16 protein-coding genes are annotated in these 17,397 nt (G+C 44.0%); 2 read left to right on the forward strand and 14 right to left on the reverse strand.

The genetic code is table 11. The features are described 5' to 3' along the window. The first annotated feature begins 271 nt into the window (after positions 1–271). Complete coding sequence (locus KJS58_RS03515) at positions 272–1,522, forward strand: MFS transporter (protein ID WP_213530493.1); 1,251 nt, start codon at positions 272–274, stop codon at positions 1,520–1,522. 90 nt (positions 1,523–1,612) lie between these two features. On the opposite strand, the gene KJS58_RS03520 is transcribed toward KJS58_RS03515, so the two are convergent. Further along, positions 1,613–2,089, reverse strand: a complete 477-nt coding sequence (locus KJS58_RS03520) for a glutathione peroxidase (protein ID WP_213530495.1) — start codon at positions 2,087–2,089, stop codon at positions 1,613–1,615. A gap of 188 nt (positions 2,090–2,277) precedes the next feature. Beyond that, the gene (locus KJS58_RS03525) at positions 2,278–3,927 is read right to left on the reverse strand and encodes an amidohydrolase (RefSeq protein ID WP_213530497.1); all 1,650 of its coding nucleotides are present in this window, start codon (positions 3,925–3,927) and stop codon (positions 2,278–2,280) included. Positions 3,928–4,075: 148 nt separating this feature from the next. Between KJS58_RS03525 and KJS58_RS03530 the strand changes: the two genes are divergently transcribed. After that, on the forward strand, positions 4,076–4,624 hold the full coding sequence (locus tag KJS58_RS03530) for a GNAT family N-acetyltransferase (protein ID WP_213530499.1): 549 nt from the start codon (positions 4,076–4,078) through the stop codon (positions 4,622–4,624). A gap of 92 nt (positions 4,625–4,716) precedes the next feature. Here the strand turns inward: KJS58_RS03530 and KJS58_RS03535 are convergent, their stop codons facing one another. The 12 genes from KJS58_RS03535 to KJS58_RS03590 form a co-directional block, all read right to left on the reverse strand. Beyond that, positions 4,717–5,520, reverse strand: a complete 804-nt coding sequence (locus KJS58_RS03535; RefSeq protein ID WP_213530501.1) for a hypothetical protein — start codon at positions 5,518–5,520, stop codon at positions 4,717–4,719. A 48-nt stretch (positions 5,521–5,568) separates the two neighbouring features. Beyond that, a complete protein-coding gene (locus tag KJS58_RS03540; RefSeq protein WP_213530503.1) occupies positions 5,569–6,423 on the reverse strand; it encodes an ABC transporter ATP-binding protein in 855 nt (284 codons plus the stop codon). A 305-nt stretch (positions 6,424–6,728) separates the two neighbouring features. Further along, on the reverse strand, positions 6,729–8,366 hold the full coding sequence (locus KJS58_RS03545; protein WP_213531033.1) for a DEAD/DEAH box helicase: 1,638 nt from the start codon (positions 8,364–8,366) through the stop codon (positions 6,729–6,731). Between the two features lie 73 nt (positions 8,367–8,439). Next, complete coding sequence (locus KJS58_RS03550) at positions 8,440–9,804, reverse strand: aldehyde dehydrogenase (RefSeq protein ID WP_213530505.1); 1,365 nt, start codon at positions 9,802–9,804, stop codon at positions 8,440–8,442. 151 nt (positions 9,805–9,955) lie between these two features. Continuing rightward, entirely contained in the window at positions 9,956–11,620 is a 1,665-nt protein-coding gene (locus tag KJS58_RS03555; protein ID WP_213530507.1) for an ABC1 kinase family protein, read from the reverse strand. After that, positions 11,621–12,046, reverse strand: coding sequence for a phasin family protein (locus KJS58_RS03560; protein ID WP_283771244.1), 426 nt, complete (start codon positions 12,044–12,046; stop codon positions 11,621–11,623). It lies immediately after the preceding gene. Positions 12,047–12,094: 48 nt separating this feature from the next. Continuing rightward, the gene (locus tag KJS58_RS03565; protein ID WP_213530511.1) at positions 12,095–12,745 is read right to left on the reverse strand and encodes a ThuA domain-containing protein; all 651 of its coding nucleotides are present in this window, start codon (positions 12,743–12,745) and stop codon (positions 12,095–12,097) included. Between the two features lie 368 nt (positions 12,746–13,113). Next, positions 13,114–14,463, reverse strand: a complete 1,350-nt coding sequence (locus KJS58_RS03570) for a hemolysin family protein (protein ID WP_213530513.1) — start codon at positions 14,461–14,463, stop codon at positions 13,114–13,116. Positions 14,464–14,677: 214 nt separating this feature from the next. After that, positions 14,678–15,499 (reverse strand): uroporphyrinogen-III synthase, encoded by an 822-nt coding sequence (locus tag KJS58_RS03575; RefSeq protein ID WP_213530515.1) that lies wholly within the window; start codon positions 15,497–15,499, stop codon positions 14,678–14,680. A 42-nt stretch (positions 15,500–15,541) separates the two neighbouring features. Continuing rightward, positions 15,542–15,952 carry a DoxX family protein gene (locus KJS58_RS03580; RefSeq protein ID WP_213530517.1) on the reverse strand — a complete coding sequence of 137 codons (411 nt, stop codon included), beginning with the start codon at positions 15,950–15,952 and terminating at the stop codon, positions 15,542–15,544. Between the two features lie 57 nt (positions 15,953–16,009). Then, entirely contained in the window at positions 16,010–16,873 is an 864-nt protein-coding gene (locus KJS58_RS03585) for a M56 family metallopeptidase (RefSeq protein WP_213530518.1), read from the reverse strand. Next, on the reverse strand, positions 16,870–17,286 hold the full coding sequence (locus KJS58_RS03590) for a BlaI/MecI/CopY family transcriptional regulator (protein WP_213530521.1): 417 nt from the start codon (positions 17,284–17,286) through the stop codon (positions 16,870–16,872). Before KJS58_RS03590 ends, KJS58_RS03585 begins: the two co-directional genes overlap by 4 nt. Between the last annotated feature and the right edge of the window lie 111 nt (positions 17,287–17,397).

The following is a 17,397-nucleotide window of genomic DNA, read 5'->3' on the forward strand; positions in this document are numbered from 1 at the left end:
TCTTAGGCATTGGTTTGAATTGTGATTTAATTCACTAATGTTTATATCCTGATTATAATGTGATCTTTTTCACATTGCAAGCCCCTTTTTATTATTTTTCCAAGATTTTTTGGCTGTTCTACACTCACTGAGCACTTTTATGAGTAATATTTAAATTGTTTTTACAAATATTAGGAGTAGAATAAAGGCTAACTTATTGATTATACGACCTCGCATTTTATTGTCATGCAAATTGGGCCGGGGGGTCGTTCAAGCGAAAGGACGTGTCTCGATGGATTTCCCTTGGAAACGAAATCTCGCTGTACTCTGGATCGGTGTCTTTTTTTGCAGTACAGCCTATTCGATTTCTATCCCCTTCTTACCTATCTTTATGAATACAGAACTTGGCATCGGAGAAAATAGGCTCGAATTATGGTCTGGTGTAGCCTTTGGGATTACCTTCCTTGCCAGTGCACTCATTTCTCCCTTTTGGGGCTCCTTAGCTGATAAATATGGGCGGAAACCGATGCTGATAAGGTCTGGTTTCGCCCTTTCCCTTCTTTACCTGATCAACTACTTCGTACATGACCCTTACCTGTTTATTATTGTACGAATCTTTCAAGGGTTACTGGCTGGATTTGTTCCCGCATCCATTGCTCTTGTCGCCACCAATACTCCAGAAGCAAAGACAGGATATGCGCTTGGGATTATGTCCACTGCTGGTGCGACAGGCAGTATCATTGGTCCACTCATCGGAGGTGTGGTCAGTCACTACTATGGCAATCGGAACGCCTTTTTATTTTCTGCGATTATAGTGCTTGTCTCCGCTCTGATTGCTACCTTTTTTGTGAAGGAGCATAATTTTGATCGTTCCGCACCCCGTTCCAGAGTAAGAGATGACATTAAGCAAGCGTCTGCCAACAAACCCTTTATGGCACTGCTTGGTGTTATGGCAGTAACTACGTTCTCTGTCATGATTTTAGAACCGCTGCTTACCGTGTACGTCATGGAGATGGGTGTCGACAAAAGCAGTGCTTCCCTGACTTCGGGCATCATCTTCTCTTCTGTCGGAATCGCTACAATTATCATGGCTCCTCGCTGGGGTAAAATCGGGAGAAAAATCGGCTACGCCAAAGTACTTATCATTGGGCTAATCGGCGGTGGACTGGGAAACATCGCTCAATTCTTTGTGAGTGACTATATCGGTTTTGGAGCCCTTCGCTTCGGATATGGTTTGTTTTTTGCAGCTGTATATCCCACGATTAATGCACTTATTGTAGAAACTACAGACTCTTCTTTTCGAGGAAGGGCGTTTAGTTTGAATCAATCGGTCTCACAGCTGGCTACAATGGCAGGACCCATTGTAGGTGGATTACTCGGCATCTGGCTGCCAATCCGCTGGATCTTCATTTTAAATGGCTTGACACTGCTTGTAGCCGCATGGCTTATTATTCGCAACAGTAACCTCCACCTCATGATCAAATCTGCAAAACCGAAACGAATCACGGTGAGGCAGCAGACTCATCTCAAGCAGAGGTCGTAATTGTAAACCAAAAAGCATCATGGACAAACCCATGATGCTTTCCTTATATCTTTTTTCAAGGGAATCATTGATGAAATCTAAAAGCAGCCATTATAATAATTTTTCAATAAGTGCTGTCATCTCTTCCGGAGATTGCTTAGGTTCAAAACGCTCCACAACTTCCCCATTACGATCTATTACAAACTTTGTAAAGTTCCACTGAATGTCGCTGCTCTCTCCGCTGCCAGGTTTTTGCTCCTTTAGGTATTGGAAGATTGGGTGTGTATTCTCTCCGTTTACATCAACCTTAGCAAAGACGGGGAAACTGACACCATAGTTAATTTGGCAAAATTCTTCAGCTTCTTCACTCGAACCCGGTTCTTGTCCACCAAACTGATTGCATGGGAACGCAAGAACGACCAACCCTTGGTCTTTATAACGATCATATAACTTTTGTAATTCCCCATACTGCGGAGTCAGTCCACACTTACTGGCTGTATTAGCGATAACAACTACCTTGCCTGTATACATCTCTAGTGAAACTTCCTGATTTGTCGGTGTCACTGCTTGATACGAATAAATAGACATATTTTATTCCTCCTCTTTTCTTACTAAATGCTTCTGGTAAACTATACTATACCCTTTTTCCTTCCCTTCAAAATTCTCTATGTAACCCCACACTCCCTGCTATTACAAAAAAACAAAGACCAAGGATACTTTCTTTTCCTTGGCCAATATACTCACCCCACCTGGGCTTACCTCATCCCATCGTCCTGCTAAACACTATTTCCATAGATGAATTTGCCGTCCCTTAATGTAGCGAAGATCGAAATGTCCTTAATTCGAATCGGCTCCACCTCGGTCGGATCTTCCTCTAGAATGACGAAGTCTGCTCTTTTTCCGCTTTCAATCGTTCCTGTCTCTGCTTCTTCAAAATTCAGTTCTGCACCATAACTCGTCATCGCCCGCAGAGCGGTCAGCGCATCAATTCTTTGCTCCGCACCTAATACTTTACCGCTGCTTGTTACCCGATTCACCGCGGCCCATACTAAGAATAAAGGAGAGATGGGAGTCACAGGGCAATCGGAATGAAGAGTGAACAGCACTTTAAGCTCCTTTGCCTCTGCAAGCGGACTAATTCGAGCCGCACGCTGCGGTCCAAGAAACAGCTTCTCGTGCCGATCCCCCCAATAATAAACATGATTGATAAAAAAGGAACCTGCTACCCCGAGTTTTCTCATTCGCTCCAGATCTTCTGTGGTAGCTGTCTGAACATGCTCGATCCGGTGCCGATGATCACTGCGTGGATTCGATGTCAATGCATATTCAAATGCATCTAATATGGAACCAATGGCCCGATCTCCGTTCCCATGTATTGCGATACGGAATCCTTTATCGTGCCATTCCTTCACTTCCCTATTTAATTGTTCCTGTGATTTAATGAGTTCACCATACCGCTCGACATCACAGAAGTACGGCTCCCGAAGGGCACCGGTCAGTCCTTGAATGGACCCATCTTGAAACAGTTTCACGCTGTCGAGCGAAGCTCTCCCTCCAGATCGCTCACGAAGGTAAGCATCCACCTCCTCTGCTGTCATCGATTGCAGTTTTTTATCCTGATTTAGCTTATCGCTGGATATCATCAGCTTCATGCGAAAGGGAATGGCTTCTTGTTCAATTGCCTTCATACATAAATCAATATCATCTATATCCATACTCACGCCCATTTTGGCATCCGTAGAAGTCGTAATTCCCTGAGCAGCATAAGTATAAGCCTCCTCTCGAAGTAAGGAGAGGACTTCTTCTTCACTTGGTCCCGGCAGATGCGAGCCGACAAGCATTGTCGCCCCTTCATAGAGAATGCCATTTAATTGTCCGCTGGCATCCCTCCCAAGACGACCTCCCTTTGGATCCTGCATTGAATCACTAATACCTGCTATAGATAAAGCAACTGAGTTCGCTACACATAAATGTCCCGAAATGTGATAAACCACAACCGGATGATCCGGGGCAGCTGCGTCGAGATCTGCTTTCGTCGGATGCCTCATATCGAGTAAAGATGTATCGTCATACCCGAAACCAACAATCCAGGTTTCTTTTCCAACTTCCGAAGCCTTTTCAGAAATTCGCTTTTGAATATCAGCAATCGTTTGATTCAGCGGGCTTTTGCAATCAATGAATCGTTTCAGCATAATTGCACTGATTAAGTGATTGTGTGTTTCAATAAACCCAGGAAGTACCGTTTTCCCTTGGAGATCAATAACCGCATTGTCGTCAGACAGCGTGATTTCTTCCCGTGCAGGGTTTTTCTCCTTCCACAAGGCGCTGATTTTACCATTCTTCACACCAATCGCCCCTGCTTTATTGTTATCACCATCTAAGGTCAGCACATTTGCATTAATTAACAACAGATCAAGTTCTATCATTTTAAAAAATCCTCCTGCCTATAAGCTCGAGATATCTGCAAAATCCAGTCCACTTAATATGCCCAAAATAAAACAACTCATGATTTCGCTTGAATCTTCCAAATATTGAGATATAATATAAAAAATCATGAGATGAGGAGCCATGGATATGCAGCCTACATTCGTAACCGAAAGACTAATACTAAGACCTCTTCAATTAGCTGATGCACCGTTCATACAGAAACTTGCTGGGGAGAAAGACATAGCAAGTACTACTTTATCTATTCCTCATCCTTATCCGGATGGTGCAGCAGAATCTTTCATTGCGGCTACTCACGAAAGGTACAGTAAGAACCTCGGGAGTACCTTTGCCTTGATCTCGAAGGAAACGAATGAACTTTTGGGCTGTGCAGGAATGCATATTGTCAGCGATTATAACAGAGCGGAACTAGCTTACTGGATCGGCAAGCCTTATTGGGGACACGGCTACGCGACAGAGGCGGTACAGCGTATGATGGAGTATGGATTTGATGAGCTGAAGCTAAATCGGATCTGGGCCGCTGCCTTGGCTCGAAACCCTGCTTCTTCCGCGGTTATGCAGAAGAATGGAATGAAGTATGAAGGAAAGCTTGTACAACATATCAAAAAGTGGGGAGAATTCGAAGATCTCGTCTATTACGGTATAACGATAAGCGAATATGAAACGGCCCTGCGTTAAAAATAAAAGAGACAGATACCATTGTATCTGCCTCTCTTTTCTACATATGTTTTTTTTAGAATGTAATTGTTAGATCTATCATTAGTCCATCGTTAGATCGTTACTGTACCCCGCATTTCCTCTGCTCGTGCGTTTCGTTCCTCAGCTGTCATTCTCGGGCATGTAAAACATTTGCGATTCTTCCCATCCGATACTCGGTAGAACTCGCAGCAGGCATCCTTCATTCGAAACGGTTCTTCTGCATTTAGCGGATTCTCTAAATATACAGGCTCCACATCAAATGGATTCTTTCTCAAATTAAATACATCAGAACTAAAACCTTGCACGGCCTCTAAGTCTGCTGTCAGATATTCCACAAGATCCTGCTCCCCACAGGAGAGTCCTTCCTTAAATAGATTAACATAATAAATGAGGATACCTGGTAACTGCTTCCATAATGCTAAAACAGGTACTCTGCCCGCCGCTGCCAATCCCTCTATTATTGGACCAAGCGTTCTAACATAGAACTGCTCCAGCATCTGTCTGCGTTCAGCTGCATCCCCGTGGTTCACAAGTTCACGTTCTTCTGTCTTGTGAAGTACAAAAGATAACTGAGGAGCACCGGAATCATTCAATTGCATCTGTATACTTAGGTTTGTGAGAGAAAGATCCACATATGTACCGCATCTCGATACCATATAATGAGCTGCTGCAAGAAGTCCGCGAACCGTATGCATTACATACACTGCAGCTACTCCTGTCGTCTCTGCCTGAAGATGGCGCTGATAAATCTCAAGCCATGGTTTACCATATTCCGGACGGATCAGCTCAAGTAAGCTAATGTCTCTTACCGATTCAGAGGAGGGCTTTGTGTGAATTCCCCCATATTGAGCAAGTACAGCATAATCTAGTGCCATCTTCATCTCCCCACTTTCCTATTCAGATTCATTCCTATCTATATAAGTCTATACACCAGCAACCTGACGTACTTGAGTTTCTATTGAACTTTCCACACCGAGAAGTCCTCTGTTCTCCTTACCTGCAAGTGCATATGGCAGACAGAGCGGAACCCCTGTCCGAGGGTCCGTTACAATGTCAGCTTCAATCCCGAATACTTCTCTAAGTACGTCCGGAGTCATCACTTGATTCGGGGATCCTGTTGCAGCTGCCTTTCCTTGCTTGATCGCAATCATATGGTGTGCGTAACGGGATGCATGATTCAAATCATGAACAACCATGACAATTGTGCGTTTTGCCGTAATATTCAGCTCCTCGAGTAACTGCAGCACTTCAAGCTGATGTGCCATATCAAGGAACGTTGTTGGTTCATCCAGAAAAAGAATATCTGTATCTTGTGCCAGCGCCATAGCAATCCAGGCACGCTGACGTTGACCACCTGACAGTTGGTCAATAGGACGATCATGGAATTCGCTAAGACGAGTAGATTCAATAGCCCACTCAATCATTTTCTTATCCTCTGCTTTCAGTGAGCCAAAACCTTTCTGATAAGGAAAACGTCCGTAAGATACCAACTCGGTTACAGTAAGACCTTCCGGCGCAGTCGGATTTTGCGGAAGAATTGCTAGTTGTTTCGCCACTTCCCGAGTGGACTGCTTATGAATGGATTTACCGTCGAGCAATACTTGGCCTTTTTTCGGCTGCATTAGACGAGCCATTGTTTTAAGAATCGTAGACTTCCCAGAGCCGTTCGCACCCACAAGTGCTGTAATCTTGCCTTGAGGAATTTGTATATTCAGATCATCAACGATCAAACGGTCTTCATAAGCGATGCTTAGTCCTGCAGTTTCCAGACGAAACATAAAATCATCTCCTCCACTTGATTGGCTATCTACGTAAAAAGCTGGCATATCATGGTGTATGTATGTGTAATATGAAGTTCAGACGAACAACAAATGAAAAATTCATGATGATTTTTTAATCTATTTAAAGATACTGATAATCATTATCACTTGTCAAGTCATGCTGTGTTAGTTTTTACTGCTAATTCACTAAATAAACACAAAAAAAGACTGTAGGCTAAACTAGGTTAGGCTAGTTTGTCTACAGTCTGAACACGCCTTCTCTTCAAAGGCGTGTTTTGAACTTTGAACCACTTATAATCGAATTAACGTCCTCTTCGTCCGCCAGAGCGACCTCGATCGCTGCTGCTCGAGGAACGACGGTTATCTCTGCTTTGAGATGATGAGCCGCTCCGACTGCTGCTTTGTGAGCTTCTTCCACTGCCATAGCTGCCGCTGCTTGAACGTGATTTACTGCCAGTGCCGGTTGCTCCTTCTGAAGCACGCCATGGGCGATCGCTGTCCGCTCTCTTCTGGCCAGTACTGCCTCCAGAGCGTCCACTACTGCGTGGTTTGTCCGAAACTTGACGCACAGATTCGCTGCTTCGCTTGCTTCCGCCGCGCTCTAGATCATAGAAGGCACTCTGCTGTCCGCGGCTTCTGCCTCGGCCATTACCAGATGAATCCTCACTCTTACGTGATCCGCTGCGACCGCCGCTTCTTCCGCCGCCAGCACGGCTGGCATCTCGTTTCGCATCCGGACGAACTCTGCGTGTTTCGCCTCCGCTGCCCCATGAACTTGTACCGTGAGCCAGCTTCTCGATCGTTCCCGGCTCATCAGCTACACCACTTTGCCATACAGCACGGTCAAGACGTTGCTCTGTTCCTTCTTCAATCTTTGCGATCTCCGGCTTGTCTTTCTGGGCAGCAAATGTAATTGCCAGCCCTTTGCCTCCCGCTCGGCCTGTTCTTCCGATTCGGTGAATATAGCTTTCCGCATCATGAGGAATATCGTAATTGAATACATGCGTTACGCCTTCCACATCAAGACCTCGGGCTGCTACATCCGTAGCTACAAGAAGCTGCAGCTTCGCATTACGAAATGCTTTCATTACCGTCTCGCGCTTCGCTTGAGAGAGATCTCCATGCAGCTCGTCACTCGCATATCCAAGATCCTGCAGCGCCTCATTAAGAACCGATGCACGACGTTTCGTACGGCAAAAAATAATGCCGAGATATGGACGATATTGCTCAATTGCCCCGATCAGTGCTGCTTGCTTTGTACGATCCGTTACTTCCACCACTAACTGACGGATTTGTTTTACAGGTATTACATTGCTGGACTGTACTTTAACATCAACAGGTTCTTTCATGTAAGCACGAGCCAGTTTACGAATACCCGCAGGCATCGTTGCTGAGAACAGCATCGTTTGACGTTTATAAGGGAGTGCCTTAATGAGCATTTCCACATCATTCAGGAATCCCATATGAAGCATTTGGTCTGCTTCATCCAGAACCAGCATTTTCACTTTATCAAGCACAAGCGTTCCGCGGCCTAAATGATCCAGTAGTCTTCCCGGCGTACCAATGATGATCTGTGCTCCGCCTTTAAGTTTGTGCAATTGTTTCTCAACATCTTGTCCACCGTAAACAGCAAGAACCCGGATATCTTCTCTTGATTCCGTCAGCTTCTTCGCTTCTGTTGTAATTTGTAGAGCAAGTTCCCTTGTAGGGGCTACAATCAGTGCTTGCGGAGAACGATCTTCCGCGTTAAGACGCTGCAAGATCGGCAGCATAAAAGCGAACGTCTTTCCTGTTCCTGTCTGTGCCTCCGCAATAATATCCGATCCTTGGAGCAAAATCGGAATTGATTTTTCTTGTACCGGAGTCGGTACCGCAATTCCCTGCAAACGCAGAGCTTCATTCCATTCGGGCAGAATGCCCAACTTATCAAAACCTACCAAATTTTTCACCTCATGGTTTTATTTCGAGCTATTTTATATTCGTCTACCTTAAGCAACATGATAAGCAATTATTCTACTTCATGAACCGGCGCATCATAACAGACCCGGTCTTGGAAGGATAACGAAATTTAATATCAAAAGCATTGGTTTGCTTAAGGATACTTTTCATATGTGAGAATGCAGTGAAGCTGTACTCTCCGTGATAATTGCCCATGCCGCTTTCCCCTACGCCGCCAAATGGCAAATATGGTGTAGCTATATGCATAAGTGTATCATTAATGGACCCTCCACCAAAAGGTATTTGTTCAACAATTCGGTCTTGAACAGACTGATTGACCGTAAAGAGATACAAAGCGAGTGGTTTTGGCCTAGCATTTACTACCTCTATAACTTCGTCCAGGTGCTTATAGGTCATCATTGGTAAAATGGGGCCGAATATTTCTTCCTGCATAACAGGACTTTCCCAAGACACTTCATCCAATAAGGTTGGTGCTATTTTTAGCGATTCCGGGTCTGTCTCTCCGCCAAGAACAATGGAGCCACTCGTGAGAAAAGATTGTAACCTTTCAAAATGTCTAGGAGTAACAATTCTTCCATAATAATCACTTAGCAGCGGATCCTTACCGTAGAATTGTTTGATCGCTTTTTCATATTCCGTGACAAATGCGTCTCTTACACTCTCATGAACCAGTAAATAATCAGGAGCGATACATGTTTGCCCGCTATTTGTCAGTTTCCCAAAAGCAATACGCTTTGCAGCAAGCTTCATGTTGGCGTCATGGTGAACGATACATGGACTTTTTCCGCCGAGCTCCAGCGTCACAGGAATAAGACGCTCGGACGCGGCTTTCATGACCACCTTACCAACGGCAACACTGCCTGTGAAAAATATTTTATCAAAAGGTTCAGCAAGCAGCATCTCGCTTGCCTCTACACCGCCCTCTACAACCGTTACATAAGCAGGATCAAATACTTCACCGATCATCGAAGTGATGACAGCAGATACATGCGGCGTCAGCTCCGATGGCTTGATCACAGCCGTATTGCCGGCTGCAATCGCTCCGATCAGGGGAGAGATAGCAAGCTGAAATGGATAATTCCAGGGAGCAATAATCAGTACACTGCCATAAGGTTCAGGGACAATATGCCCCTTACTGCCAATATGGGTTTTTGCCGTTTTTACTTTTCGAGGCTTCATCCACCCTTTCAAACGTTTAGAAACGAATGAAATTTCCTCAAATAAAATACCGATCTCGGTCATATATGCTTCTTGGTCGCTTTTGCTTAGATCAATCTTCAGTGCTTCCAAGATTTCAGATTCTCTGCGCCGAATGGCCTCTTTCAGTAAATCTAGTTGCTTTATTCTTGCTTCGTAACGCCGGGTTGCGCCCGTTCTATAGTAAAGTTTCTGTTTATGTACGATGTCGCTTACGTTCATTATGGACTTACCCCCTGTCATTACACGAATGATTACCAAACTTAGATCTTATATGGATTCGTTTCTTGTTCCTGATTATACATGGATTCCCCTTAACTACAAAGCTCCCCACCCTGATCTAGGGAAGAGGAGCTTTGTCTTCATGCCTGTTTTATTGTTTTTTTGATCGAATAATAGAAATAATAAGCCATAACACCATGAAAGCAGCGATAATCATGCCAATTTCGAGCAGCGGTACATGCCAGACCTGCTCCATCTTTGAAGCTCCGATAAACAAACCTACCATGAGAATACAGAACGAAAGCAATACGATGCTGAGTGATAATTTATTGGTGATTTGGTCCAGCTTGTGTTCAAATTGCTCAATTTCGGGAATGCTGATTTCGACCTTTAGTTTACCTTTACTGATAATGGAGGACAGCAGCCGTGCTTGTCCCGGCAAGTCGATCAATGTCTCAAAAAGCTCTGTCATACCGCCCAGCACTTTCCCCTTAATCCGTCTTGAGCTGAACTTTTCACGCATCAGCTTCCGGCCAAAAGGCTCTGCCATATCAATAATACTAATGGAAGGATCTAGATTTTCAATAACTCCTTCGAGAGTCACCAATGCTTTGCCTAGTAAGATTACATCCGAAGGCATGGTTACTTGGTGTCTTTGCGCCACGCCAAATAAATCATTCAACGCTTGCCCAATACTGATACTGGAAAAAGGGAGATCATAATAATCGTCCCGAATTCGGTCGAGGTCTCTGCGAAGGGAAGCCATGTTGGTTCCATCCGGAATCATGCCAAGACGTTCAATAGCACGTACCATTCCTTCGGTATTCTTTCGCATCAGCGATATGATCAGGGAAGAAAGCTGCTCTTTTAAATCCTCATTAAGACGTCCGACCATTCCGAAATCAAGGTAAGCCAGCGCCCCATTCTTCATGACCATTAGATTGCCTGGATGGGGATCTGCATGGAAGAAGCCTTCAATAAAAATTTGGTGCAGCATGGAATCTACTAATCGCTGCGCTATATTTTTTAGATCATACCCTTTCGCGATGAGTACATCCCGCTGATTCAGCATGATCCCGTCCATATACTCCATCGTCAGTACCCTTGCAGTCGTATAGTCCCAATAAATAACAGGGACATGAACCTCTGGATTCTCTGCAAACTGCTGCCCTACCTTTTCTGTATTTCTTCCTTCATAGCTGTAATCCAGCTCTGCAAGTAAAGATACAGCGAATTCATTCACCATCTCCTGCAATTGGTACCTGGTTACCCATTCCCACCTGCGCTCAGCAAGAGCAACAAAATCTTTAAGAATGTTCAGGTCACGCTGAATTACAGGTGATATTCCAGGTCTCTGAATCTTGATCGCCACCTGTTCCCCGCTCCGCAGTCTACCGATATGTACCTGACCGATACTCGCAGCTGCAAGAGGGGTATCATCAAATTCAGTGAGGATTTCTTCAAGTGGACTGTTCAGCTCCTGTTCAAGTAACCCTCTTGCAATCTCTGGTGAAAAAGGAGGGACCTGATCTTGAAGTTTGGTCAGCTCCGAAATAATCCCTGGAGGCAGCAGGTCGGACCTGGTACTTGCAAGTTGTCCTAATTTAACAAAAGTCGGCCCCAGATCCTCCAATACGTGTCTTATCCGCTCACCAAGGGTTTTGGCTTCCGGACCTGTCTCATGGGTAATCCACCTTCTGGGTAAAGACAACACCTGAAAGAAGCTGATCTCTTCCACAATATAGCCGAAGCCATGACGCATCAGCGCCATGGCAATTTCTCTATATCGTCCGGCATTTTTAATATGCACTACCATTTATTCAATCTCGTTTCCTTTAGGAGGCTGCTCTATTTCAGGCGTTGACGTAAGAATCGGAGTTTCTGGTTGTTTCGCAGGCTGACTCGCTTCGAGTGCAGACAGTTTCTGTTCCAGTTCTTCGATTCGCATGTTTAATCGGTTTACATCTGTTTTGGTGGGTACACCCAGATCAATTAGCACTTTCTCCACTTGACCTTCAATCATTTTCTTAAAGCTTGTTTGTTCTTCATTTCCACGTTCCATAAGCTTATCAATGAGTGCCTTAGATTCGGATGGAGCCAATTCTCCGCGTTTGACGAGGTCACCTACAACACTCTCCACTTTCTCTTTACTAACCAGAGTAAGTCCCAATCCTAGAGAAACCGCCTTTTTAAACAAATCGCTCATGCCGCTTTTCCTCCTTCTGAAAAAATCTGCTTCTATACTAGTATATACCTATATTACCCACTTAAGCGAAAGTACGTCCGATCTCTAATTACGTTTTGGTTTCGTACGTGTAGCCCACATTGCCGACTGTAAGAGAAGTCGTCTGAATGATTCATTATTGAAAGAAGGAACCGAATGTCCTGGCATAAGATATACAACACGCCCCATGCCATAGTTATGAGCCCAAGCTGCAGGCCACGATTTCCCATCTTCATTCATATACTCAAGAAGAACCGTGATATCAGTGAAATTATCGAATTCAATCTCGTAAGGCTCCTCTTCCATTGAAAAATTCTCTATCCCCGACACAATGGGATGAAGCGGATCGGTGACTTGAAACCTCAGTTCACGCGGAGCCGGATGACCTGTGAATCTGCCGCCAAGTAATTGAGCTATTTCATAACGATTATGCATGGATATACCGTTATGCAGCACCAGGAGAGCGCCTCCTCCGCTGACGTAACTAAGCAATCCTGCGGCCTGCTGCGGAGCAATTGCTCCCTTCCAATCATCCAGATAAGAAATTAGCAGATCATAACCAGCCAAGTTTTCCATTAACATCAAATTGCGATTTTCACTGCACTGTACGGTCATTTCATCTTGCAAGATACGGCTGACTTCCGCGTCAACTCCTTGCAAGGGGTGATACATGGGATGTGTATAATCTCCCAATAGTAATGCTTTTTTTCGACTCATTAACCATTTCTCCTTTGCTCTGCTTTTGTCTGATTCATTTCGTTTCATTTGCTTACGCAAAGCAAGAAAGTTCGCAGGACCCTTTCCTCGCTTATATGATCATATCTATCCTTACCGCCCTAGAGAGGTAAAATTAGAAACGAATTAACTTCATGGTCTGTTGACTTGCCTAGTATAGCCGCAATCGTTCTTCTAAATCCATAAGTTACATAACAGACAAAAAGCTTTGTATTTACTACTTTTGAATTCGGCGCTATTCGAAAATACCCTTTATTCATTCTGTGAGTTTACCATATTCGTCATATCATTCCGTATAAAAACAAACAAATCACAGAAAAAGATCTCTGCGATTTGTTTTATTACTAACTTTATACTTCAGGAGGCAATTCCTCACCGTCTTGATAAAGTGATCTTTCCTCTTCGGGCAGCCTTGTCATTTGAATTCGGCGAATCCGTTGTTTTCCAACTTCCAACACTTTATACCGGAAACCTCGGAATTCAAATTCGGGGCGTTCTTGTTTTGTGGGAATACGGCCGATGGTACCCACCATAAATCCACTAAGAGTATCGTACTCTTCTTCCGGCAAACTTGCTTTTGTAATCTGGCTTACTTCATCCAAATGGGCAATCCCTGTAAAAATGTAGGTATCTTCATCCACTTGTTCAAAGATCGACTCTTCTTCATCATACTCATCATAAATAGAGCCTACAATCTCCTCAATTAAATCTTCAATTGTAATGAGACCTGCCGTACCTCCATATTCATCAACCACGATTGCCATATGCACTCGGTTTTGTTGCAGTTCTTCGAGAAGGTCGTCCCCTTTTTTCGACTCAGATACAAAATAAGCAGGACGGATTATATCCAGGATGCTCTTCGGTCTTGTGGTATCTTTTCTAAATTGAACAATCAAGTCTTTTACGTGCAAGATTCCAATGATATTATCGACACGTTCTTCGAATACAGGGAACCGGGTATACTGCTCTGATTGCACAATTTCCAGCACGTCTTCTAGCGGAGTGTCCGCAGAAATGGCGATCATATCCGTACGATGAGTCATCATATCCGATACATCTTTATTATCAAAATCAAATATGTTGTGGATAATCATCTTTTCGCTTTGCTGAATCGTTCCTCTCTCAAGCCCTGTATCTACAAGCATCCGAATCTCTTCTTCGGAAGCTTCCTCATCTTCCGCGTTGGGATCAATACCAAACAAACGGACGGTAAGATTTGTCGATACCGTAAGCAGTTTTACAAAAGGATTGACGACCTTAGACAACACACTCAGCGGACTTGATACCGCGAGTGCAATCGCCTCTGCTTTTTTCATCGCAATCCGTTTCGGAACAAGCTCACCGAATACCAACGTAAAGTAGGAAAGAATCAATGTAATAACAATGACCGATACGGAAGATAGCACAGATGGTGAAATATCAACACCTAGCGACAACACATAATCCACAAGCAGGGACGCAAATTTATCTGCCGCAAAAGCACTGTTTAGAAATCCAGCAAGTGTGATTCCGATCTGGATGGTGGATAGAAAGCCTGTTGGTTCCTCCAGTAACTTCTCCAGCTTCTGTGCACGTTTATTTCCTTCGAGCGATAAAATGCGAATTCGGTTGTCATTAATGGAGATCAGTGCCATCTCAGAAGCTGCGAAGAAAGCATTAACTACAAGTAAGATGAGAATGACTAAAATATCAAACCCCAATGGTTGTTGCACCTCCTAATTCATCAGTCCACTCCAGGAACTCCTGTGAGTGTTGAAATATGTACAATATAAATAATAAGTCTCTTACCTATCTAAACACAAATTGGAGTAACGACACGCTTAGTCATACACCTTCTGTCTAAATAACGCAAAAACACCTCACCTCTCCTGGTCAGGTGTTCTTGCCCTATAGGTTGTAACAAGATTGTCCTTCTTATACTCGCTCTTTCTCAGCAAAATACTTACCTAATGAAACGATCATACTTCCCATCCGTTCTTCCTCGGGAATCACCTTAGGGGTAACCCCTTCCTCCACCATGGCTTGTGCAGTTACCCTGCCAACCGCAGCAACAACCACATCCTCTTCAAATCGTTGTTTCATATCTGGTAGTTTTCCATGCTTTTCTGCATAAGCTGTAAGAAAGCGAATCTGTGGAGCACTCGTAAAAGTAACCGCATCAATTCTTTGCTGAAGAATATCTTCGAGCAGTTCTTCGAGATCCGTATCTTGAGGAGGCACATGGCGATAAGGAAGGACTTCCTTGATCTCTGATGTTCCTCTCTCTTTCAGCCATGCCATAAGGCGCGGAGCAGATTCTCCATGGAGCTGAACGAGAATACGTTTTCCCTGAAGATCATAATTCATAAGCTCACGAATGAGTCCTGATGTACTTCCATCATCGTCTCTAACGGCAGGTGTCAAGTTCCGCTTACGAAGCGCATTCACTGTCTTATAACCACGTGCTGCAATATGTGATTGCTTCAAAGCTTCAAGCAGCTCTTCTTCAAGTTCAAGTTGTTCAGCTGCCTGAAATATTGCATCAAGCCCCATCCCTGTTGTGAGAATCGTCCAATCGGGTGGACTCTTCACCCAAGCTTCTATACTGCTTTTCAAATGTTCATCATCCACAAAAACGGTTCCTTGTGCCGGTCGCAGCAGCGGAGTACCGCCTAACTTTCTCACGATCATGGACATCTCTTCCGACTTCCTTGGTCCAGCGAGTGCAACTTTTTTTCCAAGTAAATTTTGTGCCATTTCTTATGAATCCCCCTCTATGCTTGTTGTCCTGCTCTTCTGTTATCTGCGGTTTCTTCGGAATAAACGATCTACTGCCACATATCGGCTGCCTGCTACAGCAAGCGTGATTCCCATTCCAATCAGTGCAACATCGAGCTCATAGCCGCCAATAAACCCACTCTCTGCCTTCGCAGTAAAGATAGCTACAAATAGAATAGCAACAAATAGAAGACTAACGATTCGTGTAAACAAACCAATAATTAAAAACACCCCGCCAAAGAACTCTACCAAACCTACAATGGTTGCCATCGAGCCCGGTAGACCCAAACTAATAAAATAGCTTTGTGTATCCTCCATGCCTTGGAATTTGGTAATGCCATGGATTAAAAAAATGGCCCCAAGTACGAGTCTAGTAATTAGAAGTCCAAGCTCCATGTTTCGAGTCTGGCTTTGATTTCGGTTGCTATACATTTTCTCATTCCTCCTGCGAATTCATGTGTTTTTTATTTTCTTTATTCCATTCATCTATCAATGAGGAACTACGTTAAATACAGCAAACAATGCAATCAGAATGAAGACGGAACATAGCAAGCTTGAGCCGGATATTCGTAAAGGCAGCTCCTTCTCCGGTTCTAAAATCCAGGCAATTCGATCATTTACTGTACTTTCCGCAGCAAAAGAAGAAACCACACCGCTCTGAAAGCCAGAATTCACTGATATACCCAGAAGCTTAAGAAGGGCTCCACCCAAGCCGACAGGTGTACCTGCTTTGGTAATGGCATCGTGGTCTGCCATAATCTCACGAACCATTTTGTAATTGAATAGTATCGATTTTAATATAGGTATATAACCAATGGTAGACACACCGAGTGTAAGAAGAAACGTCTTAAGCGGGTCGTAATGTCGTAGATGATAGTGTTCATGATAGAGTACAGCTTCCAATTCTTTCTCATCTAACAGCTGAATCAGTCCCGATGAGATCACAATTCGCCGGCGGAACAATCCACAAGCAAGGGCAACCGGTTCATCAGTATGGATGACCACCAGTTCCTTGCGAAGTGAGAGGTTCGGATAACGCTCCACATAATACGTCGTGAGGTTGAAATCAGTTAATTTGTATATGTATTTTAAAGCACGAGCCCCGCCAATCAGCTGGGTACATATATAATAAATAATCAGTAGAAATGTTCCTGCAACGAATACGTTTAGTAAGTGAATAACAGACAACAACCCAAACTCTCTCATCCAGTGAGTACACCATGTAAATAGATTAAACGTAGATTGCCAGCCCCAGATCATATGAACTACATATAATCCCATTTGAATATAAACAGCCCCGCAAATTAGAATCCCGCAGCCAAATAACATCCTGGAACGCAGCGCCCACTTCACGGTAGATCCTTCTTCCACTGCTTAATTCGGAGCTCAAGTTGTTTAATTAACTCAGGATCAGCAACTTCAACCGCATCGAGCATATGGGTGACCGCAATGGAACCAAACTGGTCCATCAGCTCATGTGTCAGTTCTTTCGACTGCGTATCCATAAACACCTCCCTTGATTGAACCGGGCGATACTTTGAGGTCCTTCCTTGAAGTGTTTTGACGAGTATCCCTTTTTCAACAAGCCTGTTCATCACGGTCATAACCGTATTGAAACTCAGAGCTTTATCTTCTTCCAGTTTTAATTGAACCTCTTTAATGCTTACCTCTTCCTCATTCCAGAGGACGTCCATAATTTTTGCCTCCAGAGGACCAAAAAAACGGTTAAGACCTTGCTCTCCCACCTTAAAGTGACTAATCCTCATCAGCACCCCTCCACACTACCCATTGTATTGTCTCTCTTTCCTTTGTCAACATATGATTCCACTCGCATCCAGTTTTTCATAAGAAAAAAACCGAGCAGACAGAATAATTCT

The organism is Paenibacillus sp. J45TS6 (genome assembly GCF_018403285.1).
GTDB lineage: Bacteria > Bacillota > Bacilli > Paenibacillales > Paenibacillaceae > Paenibacillus.

Bases quoted from the DNA above. Each gene is read 5' to 3' on its own strand.
- KJS58_RS03515 (WP_213530493.1), top strand. From the start codon at position 272: ATGGATTTCCCTTGGAAACGAAATCTCGCTGTACTCTGGATCGGTGTC.
- KJS58_RS03520 (WP_213530495.1), bottom strand. From the start codon at position 2,089: ATGTCTATTTATTCGTATCAAGCAGTGACACCGACAAATCAGGAAGTT.
- KJS58_RS03525 (WP_213530497.1), bottom strand. From the start codon at position 3,927: ATGATAGAACTTGATCTGTTGTTAATTAATGCAAATGTGCTGACCTTA.
- KJS58_RS03530 (WP_213530499.1), top strand. From the start codon at position 4,076: ATGCAGCCTACATTCGTAACCGAAAGACTAATACTAAGACCTCTTCAA.
- KJS58_RS03535 (WP_213530501.1), bottom strand. From the start codon at position 5,520: ATGGCACTAGATTATGCTGTACTTGCTCAATATGGGGGAATTCACACA.
- KJS58_RS03540 (WP_213530503.1), bottom strand. From the start codon at position 6,423: ATGTTTCGTCTGGAAACTGCAGGACTAAGCATCGCTTATGAAGACCGT.
- KJS58_RS03550 (WP_213530505.1), bottom strand. From the start codon at position 9,804: ATGAACGTAAGCGACATCGTACATAAACAGAAACTTTACTATAGAACG.
- KJS58_RS03555 (WP_213530507.1), bottom strand. From the start codon at position 11,620: ATGGTAGTGCATATTAAAAATGCCGGACGATATAGAGAAATTGCCATG.
- KJS58_RS03565 (WP_213530511.1), bottom strand. From the start codon at position 12,745: ATGAGTCGAAAAAAAGCATTACTATTGGGAGATTATACACATCCCATG.
- KJS58_RS03575 (WP_213530515.1), bottom strand. From the start codon at position 15,499: ATGGCACAAAATTTACTTGGAAAAAAAGTTGCACTCGCTGGACCAAGG.
- KJS58_RS03580 (WP_213530517.1), bottom strand. From the start codon at position 15,952: ATGTATAGCAACCGAAATCAAAGCCAGACTCGAAACATGGAGCTTGGA.
- KJS58_RS03590 (WP_213530521.1), bottom strand. From the start codon at position 17,286: ATGAGGATTAGTCACTTTAAGGTGGGAGAGCAAGGTCTTAACCGTTTT.